The following is a 23,224-nucleotide window of genomic DNA, read 5'->3' on the forward strand; positions in this document are numbered from 1 at the left end:
TCTTATGGTCATCGAGCAAAAGGGAAGACTCAACTCCTAGACTCCATAGATTTTATTAATCAATTCCATTGTTTTTAAACTCTGTTCGATTGTAATAGCCTGGCTTTTTTCACCCTGAATTGCTTTGCATACTTCTTGTGCTTGTCGATAAAAACCTGCTTTATATTGTTGATCAATTACATCCATCTCTACTTCATGGGAAATTCTTTCGTTTGCATTTTGAAAACGTGCTTTTTCCAAAGGCTGCATGCTCCAACGGCGGTTAGGAGTGCTCACTGAACAAGTCCAGGGACCTGGTCCTTGCCAAATACATTCGTAAAGCGCTTTATCTCCACTATCAAACTCGATAAAACTAACCACTACTTGGGATTTTTCTTTTTGCCAAGGTAAAACAGAGTGCACATTAATGACCTCTCCCCTCGCAAAACATCTTATTAAATCAATAACATGAATGGAGTTTGCATACATAAATTTTTGGACTACTTCTTCGGGATGGAGGCAAGCCCTTGCTTCAGCAAAACTTTGTTGATCTTGAATATGAATATATCGCTTGGCATCCCTATTGGCATTTAGATCATCTAGAATAGTTAAAGAGCTTGAATAGAATCGACGGTTTAAAGCAACAAAGACCTGACCTTTGGCTTGCCGAGCAGCTTCTGCGATATCATTCGCATCTAGCAAGTCATAGCCTGCAGGCTTTTCAAGTAATATATTCCAATTATATTGAAAACAAGCCTTGGCAATTTGATTAGCCTGAAGCTCGGGAACCGCAACAATAACCAAATCGGCAGCACTCTTTTCATATAACTCAGAGATAGAATCAGCAACAAGAGGAATATTATATTCTTTAGCTAATTGTTCTGCTGTTGCTTTTGTTCGACTAAAGAGCCCAGTTACTTTAATGCCTTTAATCGCCTGGAAAGCTTTAATATGTTCCCGCCCCATTTTACCGGCACCAATTACAGCAACGTTCAAACCATTCATTTTATAATTACCTTTTAATTATTTTTTAAGAAGCCTTGCGACGAACCTTTTTTGCTTGAAGAAGCTCTTTTACAAGAGAATTAATTCGACTGATGGAGCCACCATCTAAATAGCCCCATTCTAATTTTTCAGTGTCCAGATGATTTTTAAGAGATAGCAACTGCTCTGGTTCAGAAATTGTTTGCACCGCGTTTTTAAAATCTTCCTTTGCACAAACATTCAACACGCCTTTCACCTGCTTGTAGTCTGAAAAATCATAATAAAAAATATCATAATTAATTGTTGGCACCCCACAGGAAATAGCCCATCGTATCGTTGCTGAGGCAAAAGCGATATATATATCGGACAAAGCAACTAATCGAGCCGTATCTATTTGGGTTACTAAAAAATTTCTCTTGGCAAACAAATCTCCCAATCCCAAATAATTGGGATGTGGACGGAAAATGATTTCATACTCAGCGCGAATCCTGTCTAAACAATCCGCAATGAAATCGACAGCCTCTTCTGCATCGCGAAAATCAAACCCTGGAGGAGTGCCCCCTGTTAATTGGTTAGGAAAGCCACCAATTAAGAGAAAAGGCTTGGTACTGTTAATATTCAGCTCTGCGTATAATTTTTCCCTTTGTTTAGTCTTGTCTAAAAGAAAATAAGCCAAGTTGTCATCGTAGCAAGCCCCTGTAATTCTCAATTTTGAAGCAGGAATACCATTTTTTTTGTAATACCTAAGCATTTGCTCATTCTCAACAGCAATAATATTTGCATAAGTACTATTCATCATCCATGGATCTGGTGGCGAACTTCGGGTAACAAGATGACCAAGAACATGTGGTGCAGGAAGTCTTAAGGCAGCATGAAAATCATCCTTCATGACCCAGGAAGGAAAAAACATACCGAGCAATCGATGACTAAACATTCCTTTTAGACTGAATTCAGGGCGATCCTTTAGGGCTTGAAACGCTTCTGACTGATTTGCGATTGTATAAGGTATAATCATGCTGGGTATGTTATAGCGATGCCCCGCTTTTATAAGCAAAGGAGAAACACTACCAACTATATCTTCAGGTAATATAATTAATTTAATTTGATGCTGTTTTAGAATTTCCTCGTAAGCAACTAACTTTTTTCTATAAATCACCGGCACAACAACGAGGCTTGAACCAGTTATTTTATTAAGAAATACAAGTAAATCTTTTAATCTCGCAAATGCCATCCTTTTAAAGGCACGTATGGGTCTCTTGTAAAAGGATGAGATTTCATTAATGCTACGATCTATAATATTGCGAAGAGTCACAACAATATTGCGAAGAATCACAACTCCCTTTTTTATGCTAGAAATTTTGGCTCGATGGCTTTTATAGACTTTTTCCTCAATTTGCGTCTTTGCAGATGCAACTTCTACGATATGAGGTAGTTGCTCAATAGTACTCTGGGTTGCATTGAGCGCTTTTTTCTTCAGTACATAATCTACTAATTTATGAACGGGTGTTTCAATGACGACTTTGGGCTCGGAGAAGACAATTTTTTCATCAATTTCTTGAGCTTCAAGTGATTTGTCAATACTCTCTAAGACTAGATCATCATGGAGCTTGGAACCTACTCCACAGAATAAAATAATGCAGCGGTGTCCTTGGTGTTTTAAGCCAGCTGCTGCACGACGCATTTCTACAAAATCTGATAACCGTTGAACAACAAATAAAATATTTGCTCGCTGTGCTGAATCCGTCATAGCAATAAATCGCAAATCCATAAAATGGGGGAATACTTTCATATATTTTAATTATTGTAAAGCTACAGTCCGGAATTACTGTGTAACTGTCTTCAATTAGTCTATGCTAGCTTTTCACTCTAATTAACAAAATATTTTTCTTTTGAGACCCATTCCTCTATCTGTTATGATTAGCCTGCTTTTGAATTTCTGCCTTTAATAATTTCTTATTAGAAGGTTAACAAAACGTTGATTTATTACCAGATTAATAAACATGAAAATCTTATTATTAGGGAGTACAGGACAAGTTGGATCGGAGCTCATTGCATGGTTCGCCAATTCCAAACATGAAATTTTGTCCTTATCAAGAAAGGAATGCGATTTATTAGATCCCCAAAAAGTCTTCCCTGCTTTAGCTCAATTTGAAGTTGATCTTGTCGTGAATGCAGCAGCCTACACAGCCGTTGATCGAGCAGAAGACGAAGTAGAGCTTGCTAAACAGATTAATGGTTATTCAATAAAGGAAGTGGCAAATTATTGCCAATCACGCAATATTCCCTTAATACACTTTTCCACTGACTATGTGTTTGATGGGCTGAAATCCGAAGGTTATACAGAGGAAGACCTTACCAATCCCAAGAGTGCCTATGGTCATTCCAAATTACTAGGTGAACAATTAATTCAGGCGCATCTTGGCAAACATCTCATCCTTAGAGTGAGCTGGGTGTTTAGCAAAAATCGGCAAAACTTTGTAAAAACCATTTTGCGACTCGCAAACACAAGAGAAGAGCTTGGAATTGTTGCCGATCAATGGGGACGTCCAACGGCAGCCAAGGATATTGCCCGGGTAATTGACACAATTATACAAAAATTAGACGCTGGAGGATTTAATAATTGGGGTATTTATCATTATGCCAGCCAAGGCCCCACTAATTGGTATGAATTTGCCACAAGCTTTCTTAAGGTAGCGAAAGACAGAGGTTATCCTTTGTTATTAAATCGCCTTCAAGCTATTAAGACAGAAGAGTATCCCACTAAAGCTCAACGTCCTAAAAATTCAGTATTAATTACGAATAAAATTGAGAAAATTTTCAATATAGAATGCGCGCATTGGGATAATTATTTACTAGAAGTTATTGACCAATCTATGCAAGAGGAAATAAGAAGACCATGATGACTTATCAACCTAGAAATCTTTTTATCACTGGGGCAGCCGGATTTATTGGTAGTAATTTCATTGAAATGATGAGTGAGCGCTACCCCGAGCTTCGCATTGTAAGCTTAGATAAACTGACTTATGCCGGCAACGAAGCTAATTTGGCCAAAGTAAATGGATTAGCTAACCATTTTTTTGTAAAAGGTGATATTGGAGATAAAGAACTTGTAAGCTCCCTACTTAAAGAATACGAAATAGACACTATTGTTCATTTTGCTGCCGAGTCGCATGTGGATAATTCAATTAAAAATCCCCTACTCTTCCTACAAACAAATGTTTTAGGTACTTTTACTTTATTAGAAGCAGCTAGAAATTATTGGTTAAATGAACAAGGCTGGACTACTCAACACTGTCGATTTCATCATGTATCAACTGATGAAGTCTATGGTTCATTAAATGAAAATGAACCTGCCTTTACAGAAGCAAATCCTTATCAGCCCAACTCACCTTATTCAGCATCAAAGGCGAGCTCAGATCATTTGGTTAGAGCCTATTACCACACCTACCAGTTGCCTGTAACCACATCTAATTGCTCAAATAATTACGGTCCTTACCAACATAAAGAAAAATTAATTCCTACAGTGATTGATTGTTGTATTCACCAACGACCTATCCCAGTCTATGGAAATGGTTTGAATATTCGTGACTGGCTTTATGTTAAAGATCATTGCGACGCCATTGATTTAATTATTCGCAAAGGGCATGTGGGCGAAGTATATAATATTGGTGGTAATAATGAATTAGATAATTTATCTTTGATTAAACATATTTGTCAGATTATGGATAAGCTCTTACCTAACAACTCTCCTCATACATCGTTAATTTCTTTTGTTCAAGACAGAAAAGGGCATGATAAGCGATATGCAATAAACAATAATAAAATTCAAAAGGAGCTGGGATGGAGTCCAAGGGGCGAATTCGCAAACCACTTGGCAGATACTGTTAAATTTTACTTAAATCAAAATTTAACGTTAATGAATAAGAACTTGACCTTAGCGTCTTAATGTTAAAATCGCAAGTTAGAATGATAATTCGGCATTACCAAATACATAGCGAGTTCTTATCTGTGTATTGAATACAATACATTATTACACCAGCGTGGCATGCTACCAATGCCAAATGTAAGGAGATAAAATTTGGCAAAAATTTTAGTAACGGGTGCAACCGGATTTGTGGGAATGAATTTAGTACCACAATTACAATCCATGGGGCACGAAGTCCGTTGTGCAGTTTGGAAACCAGTTTCATGGCTTAAGGCAGAACAAGTAAAAATTAATAAAATTGAATCGCAAACTGACTGGAGCGCTCCACTCAAGGACGTGGAGATCGTCATTCATCTGGCAGCCAAAGTACATGACCTCGAAGGAAAGGAACAATCGCTTGATGAGTATTGCAAAGTTAATAGCATTGCAACCAGGGAATTTGCAGAACAAGCCGCTCAAAATAAAATAAAGCGATTTATTTTCTTAAGCTCTATTAAAGTCATGGGTGAATACACAGCAAGAGATATCTATTTTACTGAGAGTTGTCGGGAAAATCCGGATGACCCTTATGCCAAAAGTAAGTTATTAGCTGAACAATATTTAAAAGATATTAGTAACTCAACAGCAATGGAAGTAATCATTCTACGGCCCCCGCTAGTTTATGGTCCTGGAGTAAAAGCTAATTTCCTTCGAATGATGACTCTTGTGGCCAAAAGATGGCCCTTACCTTTTGCAAAAGTAAAAAATAGACGAAGTTTCTTGTATATAGATAATTTAGTTTCTGCAATCTGCACTGTTCTTAGTCATCCAAAAGCGGCCAATAAAGTTTTTTTAGTTGCCGATAACGAACATTGGTCACTGGCAGAACTATTAAAGATGCTATCTGCTGAAATGAAAATAAAATCGCGACTTTTCCCTGTTCCAGTCAAACTATTAACAGGGATTTTTTCTCTTTTGGGATTAAAAAGGATGCGTACGCGTCTTTTAGATTCATTGTTAGTAAGTAATAATAAGATAAAAATGGAACTTGGCTGGGAACCTCCAGTTAAGGCAAATGAAGGAATACGACATACGGTTCAATGGTATCAAGATGAAAATAATTGCTAGCCTAGGTATGATATTGCTATCAGCTACACTCATAAAATTATTTTATTTATTTGCTAATAATACGAGATTGCTTGTACAACCCAATGAAAGAACTTTGCATGCTGAACCAACCGTGCGTGGTTCGGGTATTGTATTTATAGGATTATGGTTATTAGCCATACCTATAATTGGCTTTTATACAGAGGCTGTCGCTTCACAACAACTTGTTTTAATAATTAGTGGATTTGTCTTAGGTGCGATAAGCTTCGTAGACGACCTCATGAATTTATCGGTTAAATTACGCTTACTAGTCCAATGCCTGGTATCTTTAGGGGTTGCTTTTTACTTATCCCCCCTTTCCTTAGATTTTATTGCTTTTGCAATTTCCAACGAAATCATAGTTTTTTTATTTATGTTTGGGGCACTTGTTTGGGCTATTAATCATTTTAATTTTATGGATGGCTTAGATGGATTTGCAGCGATACAAGCCTTTTTCTTACTCGCAACCTATAGTCTTATCTTTGATAATCACGGCGCCGTCTTTTATGAATATATTTGTTTAATGCTTACAGCAAATATACTAGGTTTTTTAATCTTTAATTTTCCTCCGGCTAAAGTCTTCATGGGGGATGTGGGAAGCGCAACACTAGGTTTAACCACCTTTTTGATGGGATTAATAGCACAGAAATATTACAATGTTCCAATTCTCTATTGGTTTATGCTCAATGGCCTCTTTCTATTTGACGCAACCATTACTTTAATTCGTCGCATATTTAATCGAGAGGTTTGGTATTCACCCCATAAAAAGCATGCCTATCAGAGAATCAAACAATTAGGCGTTAACTCCGAAATAATTCTTTTGGGACAGTTAATAATTAATGGCGTAATCGTAGGTCTTGTCGCCTGTACTCATTTTTATGAGCAATATACTTTACCTATTGTGATGTTAGAGATTGTTGGGTTATCTGGTATTTATTTCTGGATTGAACGAGCTTATCCAATGGCTTCTTCGTCGCAAAATAGGTAACTTTTTTGGGATATCTATAAGTCATGCTTTTTAATTCTTATTCCTTCCTTTTTTGCTTTTTGCCATTTACTTTTGCCGCGTTTTATCTTCTTCAGTATTACTACTCTTCAACCGTGGTTATTGCTTATTTATTTGTAGCATCACTGTTATTTTATAGCTATTGGAATACTGTTTATTTGCCTTTTTTGCTTCTATCTATAACTTTTAATTATGTAATTAGTAGCCACCTGGAAAGACATAAAAGTTTTCTCTATTTGGGAATCATAATTAATGTCGCGATATTAATTTATTTTAAGTACAGCCAGTTTATTCTCGCTAATGTTCATTATCTTCTTAATATACCCTTTCAAACTACCGAGTTTGATTTGCCTCTAGGGATCTCTTTCTTTACTTTTACACAAATTGCTTTTTTGGTAGACCGATACAGGCAAGAAGTGCCAAAACCAGCACTAACCGATTATGGTTTATTTGTAACTTTTTTTCCCCATTTGATGGCTGGCCCCATTCTGCATCATAAAGAAATTATGCCTCAATTTAAAGTGAGAAAAGCTGGTTTATTTAAGTGGTCTAACCTGGCTGTAGGGCTTAGCTGGTTTTCAATTGGTCTGTTTAAGAAAGCAATTTTGGCTGACTCCTTATCACCTTTCGTAACAAAAATATTTCTTGCTGCGGAGACAGGTAACATTTCCTTTATCGAAGCCTGGGCAGGAAGTTTAGCCTATACCTTTCAGCTTTATTTTGATTTCTCAGGGTATTCGGACATGGCCATTGGACTGGCAGCAATTTTTGGCATAACTTTTCCTTTAAACTTTAATTCTCCCTATAAGGCAGTCAATTTAATTGATTTTTGGCGAAGATGGCATATGACCCTTTCTCGGTTCTTACGGGATTACATCTATATCCCATTGGGGGGAAATCGCCGCGGAACAAGCAGACGCTATATCAACCTTGTCGTGACAATGTTAATTGGTGGGATATGGCATGGGGCCTCCTGGACTTTTATTCTATGGGGATTTTTACATGGTATATACTTGCTTGTTAACCATGCCTGGTTATCGCTAAAAGCCAATTTTGTGACACCACTTTTTAAAAATAGCTGGCTGAGCAAATTGTCGGCGAAGCTGGTAACTTTCATTGCAGTTATTATTGGTTGGGTTTTTTTTCGCGCATCTTCATTTACAACGGCTAAGAATATCCTTCGCACAATGTTCAATATCAAACTTATAACAACAAGAAGTACAAATGTTGTTAGTGACCTGTCCTACTTACTTCTACTGCTACTTGTCTCAGGATGTATAGTTTTTTTTGCCCCTAATACACAGGAGTTTCTACATCGTTTTGGACCACTCAATGATACATCCTCAAGGGCAACGTCACAGCGCAGTCTTTTTTCCTGGAGACCCAACGCGTTTTTTGCATTTTTTTGTGCTATTTTAACAGTAATTTCTTTACTCACTTTTGGCCATGTTAGTGAATTTCTGTATTATAAATTTTAGGAAATCAGTTTGGATAGTTATAAAAAATTTACCATTCAATACTTACTTATTGTTATCTCTCTTTGCTTGACCATTATTTTATTTAATTGGTTAATCAACCCTTATAATATTTACAAATCGCTATCTATTAAAAATATTAATAAGGTCAAACCTCAAGTAACGTTCCATCTCCGTTTAGCCAAAGCCATGGCCGTTGAGTGGAAAAAGCCGGAAGTCATCATTCTAGGCTCCTCCACTGCTGAGACGGGATTGGATCCAACTTTTTTAGGCTGGCATACAAAAAGTATTTATAATCTAGGTTTAAGTGGCGCTAATATTTATGAAGTCTTACGCTACTTACAGCATGCTCAATCGATTCGTCCATTAAAGAAAGTAGTTTTAGCAGTCAATTTTTTTATGTTTAATGCCTATGTAAAAAATCGCGAGGATTTTGATGAGGCTATTTTGCTTGTGGATAGAAACGGTAAAAAAAATCCCCTTAAAATGAATAGTTTTTTTTCAACACTTTTATCTTATGATGCATTAAAAGCCAGCATAACAACTATTCAGTCCCAAAATCAAAAAAATGCCTTCTTAAGTAACGGACAACTCGCACATAATTATCGAACCGATCAAGTTCAGCAATTAAAGGGATATAAAAATCATTTCCTTTATGCTGAAAAATTTAATCCACAAACATTTTTTCCTGATCCAACTAAAAAATTTGCATTTATTGATTCCAAGCATCGAATTAACACCTTAAGCTATATGCAACAAATTATCGATATCTGCACTAAAAACAACACAGAACTAATTATTGTTTTAGTCCCTGAACATGTACGTCTTTTGGAAACCTATAAATTGCTAGGACTTTGGTCACGCTATGAAGAATGGCAAAAAACCTTAGTTAATTTGATTCAGGAACATAATGATCATTATCCTCACCTGCCTTACACTTTATGGAGTTTTAACAAATTAAATTCATATACCACCGAAAGTTTGCCTGCTGGTGATGATAACTCGACGGTAATGAAATGGTTTTGGGATCCTTTCCATTTTAAAAACGAGCTGGGAAATTTGCTTTTGTCAGTTATATTAAATAAGCAAAGCCAACCTAATTTAATTGATTTTTCAACACCATTAGACACAACAAATTTTTTAGCCGAATTTAACAACAACGCTCAAGCTCTCAAAAAATGGGAAAGTGAAAATTTGGAACAAGTTAATGAGCTTAAAAAAAATTTGCTGTAACAGCTCAGGGGTAATTTGAATCAGTGGGATGATTTGGTTTATGGACTGGCTGCCAAAAATAGCAGCCCTCCAGTATATACCTAAATCGTCTCCGTCAGTTCTTGGCTGGTCTTAAGAATAGTAGTAAGACATTGGATAACTCTGTCTATATCCGTCGAACTAAGATTTGAACCTGATGGTAAACAAAGCCCTTGATCAAAGAGATAATCAGAAACACTCAAAGATTCCGTATGAGGATAATAGGCCGTACCAGCAAATAGAGGTTGTCTATGCATAGGCTTCCATGTTCGTCTCGCTTCAATTCGATATTCACTTAGTTTTTTAATAACAGTAACAGGATCTATGGCACTGTATTGAGGGTCTATAAGCATCGTTGATAACCAATGAGTACTGCGGCCTTCTTTAATTTCTGGCATCATGCTCACTACTTTGTGCTGCTGCAAGACCTCTTTATAATGATTATAAATTGCTATCCGCGAAGCGATTCTTTTTTCCAATACTTGTAACTGTCCGCGTCCTATCCCTGCCAATACATTACTCATGCGGTAATTATAACCGATTACGCTGTGTTCATAGTGGTAAGCTGGATCACGTGCCTGGGTTGATAAGAAGCGTGCTCGTTCAATTAATGCTTCATCATCAGAAATTAGCATTCCTCCTCCGGAAGTAGTAATAATCTTATTACCGTTGAAGGAAAAAACACCAAGTTTGCCAAAAGTTCCACTAAATTGGTTGTTATACGTAGCGCCTAGTGACTCAGCAGCATCTTCAATAATTGGCACCTGATAATAATCACAAAGTTTACAAAGTTCTTCATAATTAGCGCTTTGTCCATATAAATTAACAATGATTACCGCTTTTGGCAGTCGATTTCTGGCAGCCGCCTCTTTCAATGCACGCTGCAATGCCTGAGGTGACATATTCCAAGTATCTGGATCAGAGTCAATAAATACCGGCGTAGCACCTTGATAAAGGACTGGATTCGCAGTAGCAACAAATGTAAAACTAGAAACAAATACTGTATCACCTGCCTTAACATCCAGCAGCACTAGTGCCAAATGAATTGCCGCTGTACCAGAACTTAATGCCACTGCCGCCTTGGTATTCACATAGGCAGCAATTTCCTTTTCAAAAGCATCCACATTTGGCCCTAAAGGAGCCACCCAATTGGTAATAAATGCTTCTTGTACATATTGCTGTTCATGCTCTCCAATATGCGGTGTAGACAATAAAATATTGGAGGATAGCTCTCGACGGTGAATGAGTCGAATAGGTTTACCCTGCTTATCTACCAAAGGAATATGATCTAATTCATATTCCTCCATTAAATGAAATGCTTCTTGGACAGTGCCTGATTGCGGAAGAGATTTTGATGACACGGTAGGTAAGGCTGATAGGGTTGATTCTAAAGTACAACCTTTGAGTAATAAACGACGAAGGTCCCCATCAGTCACAGTTCTGATAAGGCAATTCGTATCATCAACTAAAAGTAAAACACCTTGCGCAGTTTCATCTAATTTACCAAGAGTTTGTTTTAGCGTGTAATTTTTTTTAACAAATAATGTCTCTATATTAAACATATTTACCTTCATCCTGCAGGAACGCCTTTAACTACACTGTTTTCTGGTACATTTCGAGTGACAACAGCACCCGCACCAACAGTAGCCCCATTTCCTATCATAATACCAGGGAGAACCACAGCCCCTGATCCTATCAATACTCCCACTCCAATGGAAACATTCCCTCCTAATGTGCTATTTGGCGCAATATGAGAATACGGTCCTATATTCACATCATGATCTACAATAGCACCATGATTAATAATGCATCCTTCGCCAATATTACTGTCAGGAGCTAAGATTGCATTTGCAGCAATAAAAGACCCACCGGCGATTTCTGCAGTTTTAGAAATCACAGCGCTTGGATGTATAATCGTAAATAATGCAGCATTTTTAGATAAACTACGATAAATTTTTTCACGAACCTGGTTATTACCAATTGCCACATGAACATTGGCGGAGATTTGTGATAAAGGCGGGGTTGTTGCGACAACATGGCCACCGACTATTTTACCCACTACCTGCGGATTATCATCACATAAACTAATAATATTGTTTCCTTCACATAGCTCAAGTGCATCAATCACCACTTTACTATGTCCACCCCCACCAATTATTGTCAATTGCTTAGTATGCATTACATTTATTTAAAATATCTGAGTTTAAAGAAATTGTTCTTAATAAGTTGTAACAACGCTCGCTGGTCTGGCCATCACCATAAAAATTGATAAACGTGGTATTTTTTGCCGATAAAACTTGATTTAGCCCTGATAAAATAGAAGGAACATCCGTTCCAACATCAATGACATTATCACCTCTCTCGCGCAGTTGTTGTCGGCTGCCCACATTAATTACTTTAAGATTATAGGAAGCTGCTTCAATGATGCCGCTACTGGAATTTCCAATCATTACATCAGCATTGGCCAAACAATCCAAATAATTTTGCCGTTGCATGTGCTTAATAATACGAATATCAGCATGATCCTGATATTCTGTGAGAATTTCCCTAATAAACTGTCCACCCGCATCGGAATTAGGTTCGAGAATAATCACTTGCAAGTTCAGTTGCAAAGTAGCTGAGATGATATTTTTAAATTGAAATTTCACCTCATTATACTCTTGAACCACTGGATGAAAAATCAATAGAGCAAATTGTCTATGGGGATCAAGATTATATTGTTTGCAACAATGCTTTCGATCGCGAGGCTCATAAGTAATAATTTCATCCAAACCAGGCGCCCCAACCAAAAAAACATTCTCTTCTTTTTCACCCATTTTTATTAGCCGCTCATAAGCTGCTTTAGTCGCTACAAAATGATAATGAGCTAATTTAGATATAGCATGACGAACCATTTCATCAACTGTTCCAGATCGTTCGCCGCCATGAATATGGACAATTGGGATATTTAAATGCACTGCTGCTATAGCTCCAGCAAGCATTTCACCTCTATCCCCTAATAATAAAACAATATCCGGCTTTTGTTGTTCAAATAATTCAGCCATAGCAATAATTTCAAAACCAATGGACTTTGCCATGGTTGCATGAGCCGTTGTATCGACATCAACAGGAATTTGCCCACATATCTTAAAACCATCTGTAGCAATTTCATTGACCGTATCGCCGTATAAAGAAGAGAGATGCATGCCTGTAACACAGATTGATAAATCAATGTCAGGAGCAGCATCCAGGCGCTTCAATACACTACGCATTAGTCCATAATCAGCACGAGTGCCAGACACATAACAAATTTTTCTCATCACAACTCAACATCATCCCATTGTAAAGTGCTACCAGCATTTAGACTAACTGTTAATCGTCTGCCAATTACTTCGTGAAGCCTCGCAGGCTTAATGCCTGTTCCAGGACGAAGTAAAATAAGATCATTTTTTGTTAGTCGTGTCCCTTGAGGTAATTCGTGCCTTAACGTCACACTACGCCGCACCAAATCACGAATTGGAAGTTCACTTTGAGTGGGCTGCTTAACGCCATCACCTAAGGCAATCTCCGCATCTCGAATAGTAGTAACCATTTCTTGAAATGCTTTAGGCAGCATTGAGGCGGCATGATCAGGCCCAGGCAGTGAGTTATCTAGCGTAAAATGTTTTTCCAGTACTTTTGCTCCCATTGCAATAGCCAAGGTGGGAACTAACATTCCTAAAGTATGGTCTGAGTAGCCTACAGGCAAGCCAAACTCATCAGCGAGTGTCTGCATAGCCATTAAATTTACATCGGAATAGGCTGCAGGATAATTGGATGTACAATGAAGCAAAACCAGGTTTTCTTTTAATTTATCACCATAGAATGGTCTAACGGTATCAATTGCCTCTCTTACCTCCAGCAAATCACTCATGCCAGTCGACATGATAAGAGGCAAGTTGGTTTTGGCAAGATGTTCAAGAAAGGGTAAATTAGTAATTTCCCCTGATGGAACTTTAAGTCGACGAACACCTAGTGAGACTAAAAAATTGATGGATGCTTCATCAAAACCAGTGGACATAAACTCTATGCCTAGCGAATCAGCTAACTCGGCCAGCAAGTGGTGATCGTCTTCAGAAATTTCTAATGCCTTGAGCATGTCATATTGACTTGAATGCAAGGAATTTTTCTTCTGATATTGAGCCTGCTCTGCTGTTTTATTGACTAAATGATCCGCTTTAAAGGTTTGAAATTTAACCGCATTAGCCCCTGTTTCTTTAGCCGCGTGAATCAATTCTTTTGCTAAATGAATATCACCATTATGGTTAACACCCGCTTCAGCAATTATAAAACAACTCATGTTATTACCTCTTCTTCCTTAGATTCCATTAATTTTTCAGCTAATATCCAATCCAATGACGTATCAATATCAATTGCCTCGTGAGGATTTTTAATAAGTAGTGCCTTAGTTGGCTCACTATAAAAACTATTATGCTTAAGTATTTGTTCAACTGATGCTAAATAAATAGAACCATTGAGTTGATACAGTTCAGAATGAGCTAATTCATTTTCATACTCTGACATAATTCGACTAGAAATTAAATTACCTTCTTTATCAACTATCCTAAACCAGGCAGGTTTAATGGTAGGAGGACTTACAGAAACTACGCTATGTCCAGTTTTTTGATGAAGTGCCACTGCTTCTCTGATGAATGAAGCAGAACGAAAAGGAGATGTTGGCTGTAAAAGCAGCACACTATCAAACGATTTCTTCTCATTTTGATAACGCTGAAGTGTATCAGTCACCGTGTCGATAACGTCTGATAGATCTTGTGCCAGACTAGATGACCGCAGCCAAGGAACTGATGCTCCATATTTTAATGCAACGTCTGCGATATGTGGACAATCAGTAGAGACCACAATTTCCTCACATATCGCGGCTTCCTGGGCGCTAATAATACTATGTGCAATCAATGGCATTCCTGCAAGTGGCTTAATATTCTTGCCAGGCAACCTCTTTGAACCAGAACGTGCTGGAATGATTGCTAAAATTTTCATGGATTCATCCTAGAGTTTCATGAATTGTTGGATTATCCTTAGCCCAATTTCGCCACTTTTTTCAGGGTGAAATTGACAACCATAAATATTTTCATGCTGAATAACTGCACTAATTGCCTGTCCATTATAACTCGTATCAGCAAGACGAGTATCCAACGATTTTGGAACTACCATATAAGAGTGGACAAAATATACAGAAGCAGCTTGAGGTAAATCATTTAAAATTGTATTTGCCCAACTAGAACCATATTCTGTGGGATATAATTCATTCCAACCAATATGCGGAATCTTATGTGGCTTACCATCTATTCCCTCGGCAGGTATGGAAATAACCTCGCCCTTTATTAGATCCAAACCAGCATGATTGCCAAACTCACTACTGGTAGTCATAAGCATCTGCATACCCAGGCAGATACCTAAAAATGGTTTGCCTTGGCTTGCAAAATTCTCTATGGCTTCAATAAAACCACGATCGCGTAATCCTTGCATCCCATCAGCAAAAGCACCGACACCTGGTAAAATTAATCGTTCCGCAGATAAAATATCTTCAGGTGTCTGAGCAAACTGAACTTGAATATTAAAATAATCAAATGCACGAGCAACACTAAGTAAATTGCCAACGCCATAATCTATAATGGAAACTGAGCTCATAACCTTCTCACATGAATATTATTATCTAATGCTATTTTTCTTACTTCCATAAGAGTGCTTCTTTTATAATGTAGCAAGTCAGCCATAGCGATGGCATCTGCATGACCCGAGAGAACCGCAGGCAATAAATCTTCTGCCTTTCCCATGCCACCACTTGCTATAATTGGAATAGTTACAGCATCAGAAACTTCACGAATCAATTCGATGTCAAATCCTTTGCGAGTACCTTCCTGATCAATCGAAGTTAATAATATTTCCCCTGCCCCAAACTCCTGACCATTTCTAGCCCAATCAATAACATCCATTCCAGTATGTTCTCGGCCATTATCAGTCATTACTTCCCAACGACCATTAGGAAGTCGCTTCGCTTCAATAGATAAAACCATACATTGCGAACCAAATCGGCGAGAAATTTCAGTAATAAGTTGGGGATTTTTAGTTGCAGCTGTGTTAACTGCAACTTTATCTGCTCCGCAACGGAGTAATTGCTTTACATCATCCACATTGCGAATTCCACCACCCACTGTGATGGGAATAAAAACATTTTCCGCTGTTTTTTTAACTATTTCAGATAAGTTATTTCGCCCATACAAACTCGCCACTGTGTCCATATAAATAAGTTCGTCAGCTCCAGCAGCATAATATGCTGTGGCAAACTCATTTGGATTACCAACAACTCTTAGTCCTTCGAGATGTACCCCTTTAATCAAATTTGGTCCTTTAATATCCAAACGTGCTATCAAGCGGACATTACTCATCAAACCTTCTCCAAATATTCGGCCTCTGTTTTTACGAGATTTGTGACTTGATGGCGGAGTTGCCATTGACCATTTTCATATTTCCAAAGATGTGGTGATCTGAACGTATCTGTAAGTGCCATAAAATAAGCTCTATCTATTATTGGTTGCTCAAACATCTTGGCAGCTACTGGGAATTCTTTTGGATTTATACTTAAATAGTTAAAAATTTCCTCGGCAAATCGCTCGGGAAATTCCGTATCAAATCGCTTAACTAAAGCAACCCCTTCCTCACGTGTAATGTCACCAGAGCGAATTTCCTGCGAAGCATCATAAGTTGCTCTGCCAATTCCAAATTTTGTTAGAGTAGTAAAATAATGGAAATCATCAATTTTATCATCGATACTGTTATATTTACTGTAGGTTCCAGGCGTTCTCTCTGGGGAAGCCTCAAAACCACCATGCTCAACAGCATAATAATAACAACTTTGAGGATGCCACTTTAGATAATAACCCAAATAATGCACTTCTATTTCTTTCTTCTCGATTTGGGCTGGGTCAGCGGGGAGATATGCATCCAAATCGGTATCAGTCAATCCAAAACTCTGTTTTAAATCCAGAACCGAAGTGCCACCTAAAAATATCTTACTCTTATCTTCTGCAGTAAAGTAACGCCAATCTCTTTTAGCGGATTCATTATCAGCAATAGGATTGCCATATTCAGCCTCGTTTTCTCCATAAATGACCAGTTTAATATTGTGCAATAAAGCCATTTTGGGTGCATAGGCTTTTTGACCAATCATGAAAGGTTGAAACGGATGGAATAAATTCTCTACTGCTAAGCGCGTTAATAATCGATGTACACGTCCATTTGGAGTAAAGAGATGGTTATCAAAACCAGCATGAATCCATGATTGAAAATTACGCCATCCCCATGGCGTGTACATATGAGGAGCCCACGTTACAGTTAAAGGATTCATTCCGTATTTATACTTAAGCATATGAGCAGCATAAAAACTATCCTTGCCCCCCGAACCTGGCACTACGCAGTCATAAGAGCCATCTTTACTTCTAAAACGATCGCATAGCTCTTTTAATTGCTGTTCTCTTTCATCCCAGTTAATCGTTTTTTTCTTACGCTCTGCTGCTCTACAAGCATCACAAATGCCGTGTTCATCAAAATGGATTGTCGCTTTAGTGGAGCCTTTTTTATGTTCGTATTCAACAGCAGAATTGGGTCTTTGATTTGATATAACACAGCTTTTACAAAACTCTACTTTTCCAGGCAAACCATATTTAGTATCTAATTGCTTAGGGCCTTGCATAAAATTATTAAGCTCTATCGGTTGAGGAGATAAAATTCTTTCCATTGCGGTTACCCTTATTCTAAAAACTTAACGATATTAAGATGCGTAATGTATCATAAGCTCCTTCCTCATAAAATAAATATTTATAATACAAAAAGAATTAGGTAAAAACTTAAGCATTATATCTACCCGTAAATTTCTAAAATTCATCTTGTAAATATCTTGAATAAAAGAGTAGTCGCATAAAACCAGCAATTAGAGATATACTGTCTTAATGTTTATGAATCGGAAATTTTAGGTGTCCTTAAAGGCCATGTATAATGAAATTGCGGGCCATTATGCCACCGCGGATCGATTTGGCTCGATAAGTCAAAGTCATCGCGCAGCAATAGCACAAATCAAACGAGAGCATTTAGGGTTAAGACCACATTATAAGGTACTCGATTTCGGGGTAGGTAATGGGGCATTTTTACAAAAACTCCAAGAATTTATGCCCGACGCTGATTTTACAGGGATTGATATTTCCGCAGAAATGTTAACCCATGCACGTAAAGCCCTACCCTTAACAACAATAGAAGCAAGTGCTACAGAGGCGAGTCACTATCTTCCGCATCACAGTCAAGATTTGGTGCTGGCTCATTTTATTAATGCGTATATTCCCATTCACACATTATTTGATGAGGCCGACTTGTTAACGCGCTCAAATGGTTATTTCTCCTTAATCACCACTACCTATGAGTCATTTCCAGTAGCTCAGCATTATTTAGCAAATTTTATTTCCCAAGGCAGTTTATTAAGCTCAGTTGTAGGTCACTATTACAAAGCATTAGTTAAAAATACGACGGTGGCTTCCGGTCTTGATGAGCTTATGCATGTTTTTACCCAACATCAATTCCAAGTGGTTCGCCATGAGCGATTATATATACCTATCGTTCTGGAAAATATCGACGAACTGATAAAATTTGGCATTGAAGGCACCTGGTTTTTAAATAGTCTTACCATCAGAATGCTACCTAAGAATTTTTTGTTACACCGCTTGAAACGACTTTTTAGTCAAATCTTTACCTTCCCTTATCACGATACTCACATTATTGACGTTATATTAGCTAAAAAATAAAACCTGCGATAAAGTAGATTTAACGGATTGTATGCTTGGTTAAATTACCATAAATCAAAGGAGTGCGTATGGTGGCACAAACGATCAGGAGTTTCTTTCCCCAATTAAATACACGCCAGCAACAAACTAACAATATTGTTTTTATAACATTCTGGAGCCAATTCTCTGTTTATGCATTAAATACGATATTGATTCTTTTTCTAACTCGTCCTTTACTCTCTCATGGTCTCGGATATAGCCAGGCAAAAGCTTATGCCTTTTTGGGGATTAGTCAGGCAACAGGTTATTTGATGCCCATTCTTGGTGGCTTCATGGCTGATAAAATCTTAGGCATACGACGTGCCATTCTTCTAGGTAGTATCATGCTGGCTCTTGCCTATCTATTAGTTATGCTCAGTGGCTATACGCTGACTTCTTATGGCGACCGGTTATTTATAGCTGCTTATGCCTTAGTGCCCGCGACCAATTCATTATTAATGGGCACTGCTTCAAGCATGGTCTCGCATATCTACTCAGATGATGCTATTAAAGCCAAATCGGCAATGACTTTTTATTACATGGCTATTAATGTGGGAGCTCTATTGGCAACAATCATTTCACCCGCACTCCTTGATAGTCAGTATGGCCCCTTATCAGTATTAACCTTGGTTTTTGTCGGTAAATCAATTGCCGCATTAAATTTTGCCAAAAAGTATTCTCTCTATGACAATGTTATCTGGGGAAAAGACAAAACCAGATTTTCAACAAAAAACAAATTTAGCTTGTGCGCTTATATAGCTATTATTTACCTATTTACCCTCTTTGCTTATTCCCACGTGTATCAAGCAAGTTTTGCCATTAGTGTTGGCTGTGCTCTTGGGATTTTTTGGTTTTTTTGGCGAACATTATCTTTATCGGGTGAAAAGCGGATTAAGCAATTAGTGGCGTTATTATTAATTCTGGAAGCCGTCGTATTTTTTGTCATTTATAACCAAATGAATAGCACATTGGTATTATTCGCCAAGAATAACTCTGATTTAACCCTGCTAGGTATCCATTTGTCACCAGCACAATATCAAATGCTTAATCCTCTTCTAATTGTTGCTCTTGGACTCCAATTACCACGATTTTATGCTCGCTTTCCACGCTTCACGATTCCTTATCAATTTGCTGCTGGTACATTATTAGCAGGTATTTCATTGCTATTAATGGCATTTGCAGCGGCAATTAATCATCATGGTTATATCAATGGAAACTTTATTGGTCTTACCTATATTTTAATTACTCTGGCTGAATTATGGGTATCGGCAATTGGATTGAGTATGATAGGCCTTTATTGTGATAGCCAGGAAATTGCGTTTGCGATGGGGGTGTGGTATCTCGCCTCTTCATTATCCAATGCGCTTTCAGGAAGATTAGCAGCCTTTGTCGCTATCCCTGAAAATATTAATTCAGCTGCGGATAGTATAGGAATATATCAAAATTATTATCTTGTCATGGGAATAATCGCGGTAGGGTTAGGAGCAGCAATGTTCATTACCGCCTATTTTTTAAGTCGTTATTTTAATAAACGAGGTATCGAACTCGTTTAATACGCTAAATAACCAAATTGCTGTTTTGAATGAGGAAATTCTCATTCAAAACCATGAAAAATTTAACTACGCCCGTAACGGTCTTCAAAACGAACGATATCATCCTCACCCATGTACTCCCCACTTTGTACCTCAATCATAACTAAAGGAAGAACGCCTGGGTTTTCCAACCGGTGTTTGTGACCAGCAGGAATATAAGTCGACTCGTTGGTATTTATATACATTTCTTTTTCGCCATTAATTACCTTGGCCATACCACTTACCACAATCCAATGCTCACTACGATGATAATGCATCTGCAGACTAAGGCTAGCATTGGGACGCACTTCGATGCGTTTGATTTTAAACCGAGGTCCTTCCTCCAAAACGGTATAAGATCCCCAAGGTCGATGTACCGTGCGATGCACTTTGTGTGCTTCATGTCCTTGCGTTTTTAATTGAGCATAAATATTTTTAACATCTTGTGCTCGAGATTTATCAGCAATTAATAAAGCATCAGGGGTATCAATAATAAAAAGATTATCAACACCTATAGCGCCAACCAATCTATCTTGACTGCGAATATAACAATTAGAAACATCGTGAAGTAAGGCTTCTCCTTCCACACGATTTCCTTTTTGATCAGCTTCGGCCAAATCACCAAGAGCATTCCATGACCCTATATCGCTCCAGCCAATATTGCAAGGTACCACAGCCACCTTGGAAGACTTTTCGATTACAGCATAATCAATTGAAATTTCTGCCACCTTATTAAAGGTTTGAGCATCGAGTTCAAGTTGTGCAAATCCTTTACCGCTCGCCACACGTGATAGTTCCATACAAGTTTTTGTAGTCAAGAGAATATCAGGACAGTAAAGCTCCATCTCTTTTAATATCGTTCCTGCCGAGAAGCAAAACATTCCTGAATTCCAAAGAAATCGTCCCGTTGTTAGATATTCTTTTGCCTTTTCTAATGAAGGTTTTTCAACAAATCGGAGTACTTTGCTGCCTTCGGCCTCAATGTAACCATAGCCAGTTTCAGGACTTTCAGGTTCAATACCAAAGGTTACGAGATAATCCCCCAATGCTAATTTTTTGGCTTTGGCAACAGCGTGGGCAAAGGCGTTTTGCTCTGAGATTAAATGATCAGCAGGCAACACCAGCATTAATGCTTCGTTTCCATATATTTCTGCTACTCTCAATGCGGCAGCAGCAACCGCAGCACTGGTATTACGGCCAAACGGTTCAAGAATAAACGATAGATTCAGATCAGAACGTTGGATTTCGCGAAACTCATCCTCTGTTTTAAAGAATAATTCTCGATTCGTTACAGTAAGAATTTCTCGCACATCATCAAGTGATGCTGCCCGCAGAAAGGTTTTTTGCAGTAAACTCTGACCATCAGCAAGACGAATAAAAGGTTTTGGATGTAACTCACGAGATACTGGCCACAATCGTGACCCTGCACCGCCACAGAGAATAACCGGTATAAGAGATCCAGACACGTTTTCTTCCTGCTTTTGTCATGTAGAACCCACTCCTGTCGCTTATTTAAGCAAGGAATAGGAAAAAAGGCATTCTAAAACGCTGATTTGGGATACGTCAAGGTTATTGTTTGGCCAGACCGGAGTTCGCCTAAGATATTACCTCAGCGTAGATTTCATTTTTTTACGACAAATTTATGCCATCATTTTATATATTACTACATTATCTTTGTCACAGTACTTGTTACCTGTTGTTTCTGTTCTTCATCCCTTAATGTGGCAATCTTTGTCTTTAAATCCTTTTGTTGTTCAACAGAATGATCTATTGTGGAATTTTTATAATTTGCCAGAAGATTATGAAAATTTTTGGAAACTTCTTTTAAATCTTTATTACTATGTTCCTTGCCAATAAGAGTAGCTAATAGCATCGTGCGGAAAGAATGGGGATGGGTGTTACCATTCTTACTATTAGAAAGATAATTAACAATAGCTTGCTGTTGCTGAATTGGATCGACTATTTTTGCTAAACTGTCAACAAAGTCCTGTGCCCTATTTACTCCTGTAGAACCATGTCGATGGAAAAAGCTAAAAATAATTCCTTGCGTATGGGTTTTATAGCCATTAACAGCTTTATGGACATTCGCAATTAGGGAGGCCTCTCGTATTGCTTTGCCTGACTCCTCAATTTTTGTGGGATCAACCTGATTAGTAACAAGTTTAATACCTTCTCTGGCAGCGACTTCGGCAACCCATTTTAAGCATACTGGATCATCATCAAAATAAAGTACGGTTCCGATATCGACATTATTTTTTTTATTTTCCTGAATGAAATACTCAAATAATTTTGCTTTTTGATAACCAGCTTTTTCTTCAGTTTGCAATTTTCTACTTTCCTCATCATAAATAGCCTCTCCATGTTTGGCATATTCAGGTGAGTTTTTACGTATGATGGCTTCTTTATCCTGCCATTTCGTCGCAGCATTATATTGTTCATAGGTTGGTACGTAGATATCGCGATAAGCTGCACCTAACCCCTTTTGATATCCTACATCAGCCGGAGTCATGACTAAGTTTACTTTGAAGCCTTGTTCTTCTAATTTTCGAATCAGAAATGCACGGGTGATATGTTCTTCTTCCTGGTCGGAGGACGATATATCCGTTAGAGTCATGTTGGTGAATAAATTAATTTCGGTAACAGCATGCATTTTTAACTGATCTAACAAAGCTTGATTCAACTCGTAAACTCGCTGACCATCTTCCGTTGTTTCAGTTGTCTTCATCCGTAACGTTTCATCGACATCCAATAAGACTGTTAGTGGCATCATTGGCTCCTACAAAGCTGGCAACGAAGGGGAGAAGATCAAAATACAATCAAATTATATGATAATTTACCAGAAAAGACCAAAATCAAGTAAAATCTAAAGCAAAAATTATGTTTATTTTTAATTCTAGATATTGCCGAACACTCTAATTTTCAGTCCGCCACCCCGAGTTAGCTCCCTCATCATCCCGTCATCCCGAGCGCAGCGAGAGAGCTCCTTCCCTGCAATCTGGATTATCTGCTTTACTATGAGAGCTCTCTTCTTTCATTGAACCAGAAAGATTAAAAGATTGTCT

General features: G+C 37.9%; 20 protein-coding genes. 8 read left to right on the forward strand and 12 right to left on the reverse strand.

All coding sequences use genetic code 11. The features are described from left to right. Positions 1-36 precede the first annotated feature (36 nt). Entirely contained in the window at positions 37-984 is a 948-nt protein-coding gene (locus PXX05_RS08170) for a Gfo/Idh/MocA family protein (protein ID WP_275087734.1), read from the reverse strand. Between the two features lie 25 nt (positions 985-1,009). Next, a complete protein-coding gene (locus tag PXX05_RS08175) occupies positions 1,010-2,752 on the reverse strand; it encodes a hypothetical protein (RefSeq protein ID WP_275087735.1) in 1,743 nt (580 codons plus the stop codon). 211 nt (positions 2,753-2,963) lie between these two features. Here PXX05_RS08175 and rfbD point away from each other — a divergent pair, with 211 nt between their 5' ends. The 6 genes from rfbD to PXX05_RS08205 all read left to right on the forward strand — a co-directional run bounded on the left by rfbD (position 2,964) and on the right by PXX05_RS08205 (position 9,727). Then, entirely contained in the window at positions 2,964-3,863 is a 900-nt protein-coding gene (gene rfbD / locus PXX05_RS08180; RefSeq protein WP_275087736.1) for a dTDP-4-dehydrorhamnose reductase, read from the forward strand. Further along, the gene (gene rfbB, locus PXX05_RS08185; RefSeq protein WP_420844644.1) at positions 3,863-4,909 is read left to right on the forward strand and encodes a dTDP-glucose 4,6-dehydratase; all 1,047 of its coding nucleotides are present in this window, start codon (positions 3,863-3,865) and stop codon (positions 4,907-4,909) included. Before rfbD ends, rfbB begins: the two co-directional genes overlap by 1 nt. 132 nt (positions 4,910-5,041) lie before the next feature. Continuing rightward, on the forward strand, positions 5,042-5,995 hold the full coding sequence (locus tag PXX05_RS08190; protein ID WP_275087738.1) for an NAD-dependent epimerase/dehydratase family protein: 954 nt from the start codon (positions 5,042-5,044) through the stop codon (positions 5,993-5,995). Next, the gene (locus PXX05_RS08195) at positions 5,979-7,001 is read left to right on the forward strand and encodes an MraY family glycosyltransferase (protein WP_275087739.1); all 1,023 of its coding nucleotides are present in this window, start codon (positions 5,979-5,981) and stop codon (positions 6,999-7,001) included. The genes PXX05_RS08190 and PXX05_RS08195 overlap by 17 nt, the downstream gene beginning before the upstream one ends. A gap of 23 nt (positions 7,002-7,024) precedes the next feature. Then, positions 7,025-8,497 carry an MBOAT family O-acyltransferase gene (locus PXX05_RS08200; RefSeq protein ID WP_275087740.1) on the forward strand — a complete coding sequence of 491 codons (1,473 nt, stop codon included), beginning with the start codon at positions 7,025-7,027 and terminating at the stop codon, positions 8,495-8,497. Positions 8,498-8,506: 9 nt separating this feature from the next. Further along, complete coding sequence (locus tag PXX05_RS08205; RefSeq protein ID WP_275087741.1) at positions 8,507-9,727, forward strand: hypothetical protein; 1,221 nt, start codon at positions 8,507-8,509, stop codon at positions 9,725-9,727. Positions 9,728-9,807: 80 nt separating this feature from the next. Here the strand turns inward: PXX05_RS08205 and PXX05_RS08210 are convergent, their stop codons facing one another. From PXX05_RS08210 to PXX05_RS08245, 8 genes are read right to left on the reverse strand one after another with little or no spacing between them, the layout of a single operon-like run. Further along, positions 9,808-11,307 (reverse strand): aminotransferase class I/II-fold pyridoxal phosphate-dependent enzyme, encoded by a 1,500-nt coding sequence (locus tag PXX05_RS08210; RefSeq protein ID WP_275087742.1) that lies wholly within the window; start codon positions 11,305-11,307, stop codon positions 9,808-9,810. An 8-nt stretch (positions 11,308-11,315) separates the two neighbouring features. After that, positions 11,316-11,924 carry an acetyltransferase gene (locus tag PXX05_RS08215; RefSeq protein ID WP_275087743.1) on the reverse strand — a complete coding sequence of 203 codons (609 nt, stop codon included), beginning with the start codon at positions 11,922-11,924 and terminating at the stop codon, positions 11,316-11,318. After that, on the reverse strand, positions 11,914-13,044 hold the full coding sequence (neuC, locus tag PXX05_RS08220) for a UDP-N-acetylglucosamine 2-epimerase (RefSeq protein ID WP_275087744.1): 1,131 nt from the start codon (positions 13,042-13,044) through the stop codon (positions 11,914-11,916). Before neuC ends, PXX05_RS08215 begins: the two co-directional genes overlap by 11 nt. Then, a complete protein-coding gene (gene neuB, locus PXX05_RS08225) occupies positions 13,044-14,063 on the reverse strand; it encodes an N-acetylneuraminate synthase (RefSeq protein WP_275087745.1) in 1,020 nt (339 codons plus the stop codon). The genes neuC and neuB overlap by 1 nt, the downstream gene beginning before the upstream one ends. Further along, a complete protein-coding gene (locus PXX05_RS08230) occupies positions 14,060-14,761 on the reverse strand; it encodes an acylneuraminate cytidylyltransferase family protein (protein ID WP_275087746.1) in 702 nt (233 codons plus the stop codon). Before PXX05_RS08230 ends, neuB begins: the two co-directional genes overlap by 4 nt. Before the next feature lie 9 nt (positions 14,762-14,770). Next, entirely contained in the window at positions 14,771-15,412 is a 642-nt protein-coding gene (gene hisH, locus PXX05_RS08235; protein WP_275087747.1) for an imidazole glycerol phosphate synthase subunit HisH, read from the reverse strand. Beyond that, a complete protein-coding gene (gene hisF, locus PXX05_RS08240; protein ID WP_275087748.1) occupies positions 15,409-16,170 on the reverse strand; it encodes an imidazole glycerol phosphate synthase subunit HisF in 762 nt (253 codons plus the stop codon). Before hisF ends, hisH begins: the two co-directional genes overlap by 4 nt. Then, a complete protein-coding gene (locus PXX05_RS08245) occupies positions 16,170-17,474 on the reverse strand; it encodes an N-acetyl sugar amidotransferase (RefSeq protein ID WP_420844645.1) in 1,305 nt (434 codons plus the stop codon). The genes hisF and PXX05_RS08245 overlap by 1 nt, the downstream gene beginning before the upstream one ends. 280 nt (positions 17,475-17,754) lie before the next feature. On the opposite strand from PXX05_RS08245, the gene PXX05_RS08250 reads away from it, so the two are divergent. After that, positions 17,755-18,573 (forward strand): class I SAM-dependent methyltransferase, encoded by an 819-nt coding sequence (locus PXX05_RS08250; protein WP_338034415.1) that lies wholly within the window; start codon positions 17,755-17,757, stop codon positions 18,571-18,573. A gap of 68 nt (positions 18,574-18,641) precedes the next feature. Then, on the forward strand, positions 18,642-20,144 hold the full coding sequence (locus PXX05_RS08255) for a peptide MFS transporter (RefSeq protein WP_275087751.1): 1,503 nt from the start codon (positions 18,642-18,644) through the stop codon (positions 20,142-20,144). A gap of 62 nt (positions 20,145-20,206) precedes the next feature. Here the strand turns inward: PXX05_RS08255 and PXX05_RS08260 are convergent, their stop codons facing one another. Next, positions 20,207-21,628 (reverse strand): mannose-1-phosphate guanylyltransferase/mannose-6-phosphate isomerase, encoded by a 1,422-nt coding sequence (locus PXX05_RS08260; protein WP_275087752.1) that lies wholly within the window; start codon positions 21,626-21,628, stop codon positions 20,207-20,209. A 197-nt stretch (positions 21,629-21,825) separates the two neighbouring features. Beyond that, complete coding sequence (locus PXX05_RS08265) at positions 21,826-22,932, reverse strand: hypothetical protein (protein ID WP_275087753.1); 1,107 nt, start codon at positions 22,930-22,932, stop codon at positions 21,826-21,828. Between the last annotated feature and the right edge of the window lie 292 nt (positions 22,933-23,224).

The organism is Legionella cardiaca (assembly GCF_029026145.1).
Classification (GTDB): domain Bacteria; phylum Pseudomonadota; class Gammaproteobacteria; order Legionellales; family Legionellaceae; genus Tatlockia; species Tatlockia cardiaca.

What these genes read in the sequence shown, in the direction of transcription:
- PXX05_RS08170 (WP_275087734.1), bottom strand. Translation starts at nt 984, where the DNA reads ATGAATGGTTTGAACGTTGCTGTAATTGGTGCCGGTAAAATGGGGCGG.
- PXX05_RS08175 (WP_275087735.1), bottom strand. Translation starts at nt 2,752, where the DNA reads ATGAAAGTATTCCCCCATTTTATGGATTTGCGATTTATTGCTATGACG.
- rfbD (WP_275087736.1), top strand. Translation starts at nt 2,964, where the DNA reads ATGAAAATCTTATTATTAGGGAGTACAGGACAAGTTGGATCGGAGCTC.
- rfbB (WP_420844644.1), top strand. Translation starts at nt 3,863, where the DNA reads ATGACTTATCAACCTAGAAATCTTTTTATCACTGGGGCAGCCGGATTT.
- PXX05_RS08195 (WP_275087739.1), top strand. Translation starts at nt 5,979, where the DNA reads ATGAAAATAATTGCTAGCCTAGGTATGATATTGCTATCAGCTACACTC.
- PXX05_RS08200 (WP_275087740.1), top strand. Translation starts at nt 7,025, where the DNA reads ATGCTTTTTAATTCTTATTCCTTCCTTTTTTGCTTTTTGCCATTTACT.
- PXX05_RS08210 (WP_275087742.1), bottom strand. Translation starts at nt 11,307, where the DNA reads ATGTTTAATATAGAGACATTATTTGTTAAAAAAAATTACACGCTAAAA.
- PXX05_RS08215 (WP_275087743.1), bottom strand. Translation starts at nt 11,924, where the DNA reads ATGCATACTAAGCAATTGACAATAATTGGTGGGGGTGGACATAGTAAA.
- neuC (WP_275087744.1), bottom strand. Translation starts at nt 13,044, where the DNA reads ATGAGAAAAATTTGTTATGTGTCTGGCACTCGTGCTGATTATGGACTA.
- neuB (WP_275087745.1), bottom strand. Translation starts at nt 14,063, where the DNA reads ATGAGTTGTTTTATAATTGCTGAAGCGGGTGTTAACCATAATGGTGAT.
- PXX05_RS08230 (WP_275087746.1), bottom strand. Translation starts at nt 14,761, where the DNA reads ATGAAAATTTTAGCAATCATTCCAGCACGTTCTGGTTCAAAGAGGTTG.
- hisH (WP_275087747.1), bottom strand. Translation starts at nt 15,412, where the DNA reads ATGAGCTCAGTTTCCATTATAGATTATGGCGTTGGCAATTTACTTAGT.
- hisF (WP_275087748.1), bottom strand. Translation starts at nt 16,170, where the DNA reads ATGAGTAATGTCCGCTTGATAGCACGTTTGGATATTAAAGGACCAAAT.
- PXX05_RS08245 (WP_420844645.1), bottom strand. Translation starts at nt 17,474, where the DNA reads ATGCAAGGCCCTAAGCAATTAGATACTAAATATGGTTTGCCTGGAAAA.
- PXX05_RS08255 (WP_275087751.1), top strand. Translation starts at nt 18,642, where the DNA reads ATGGTGGCACAAACGATCAGGAGTTTCTTTCCCCAATTAAATACACGC.
- PXX05_RS08265 (WP_275087753.1), bottom strand. Translation starts at nt 22,932, where the DNA reads ATGATGCCACTAACAGTCTTATTGGATGTCGATGAAACGTTACGGATG.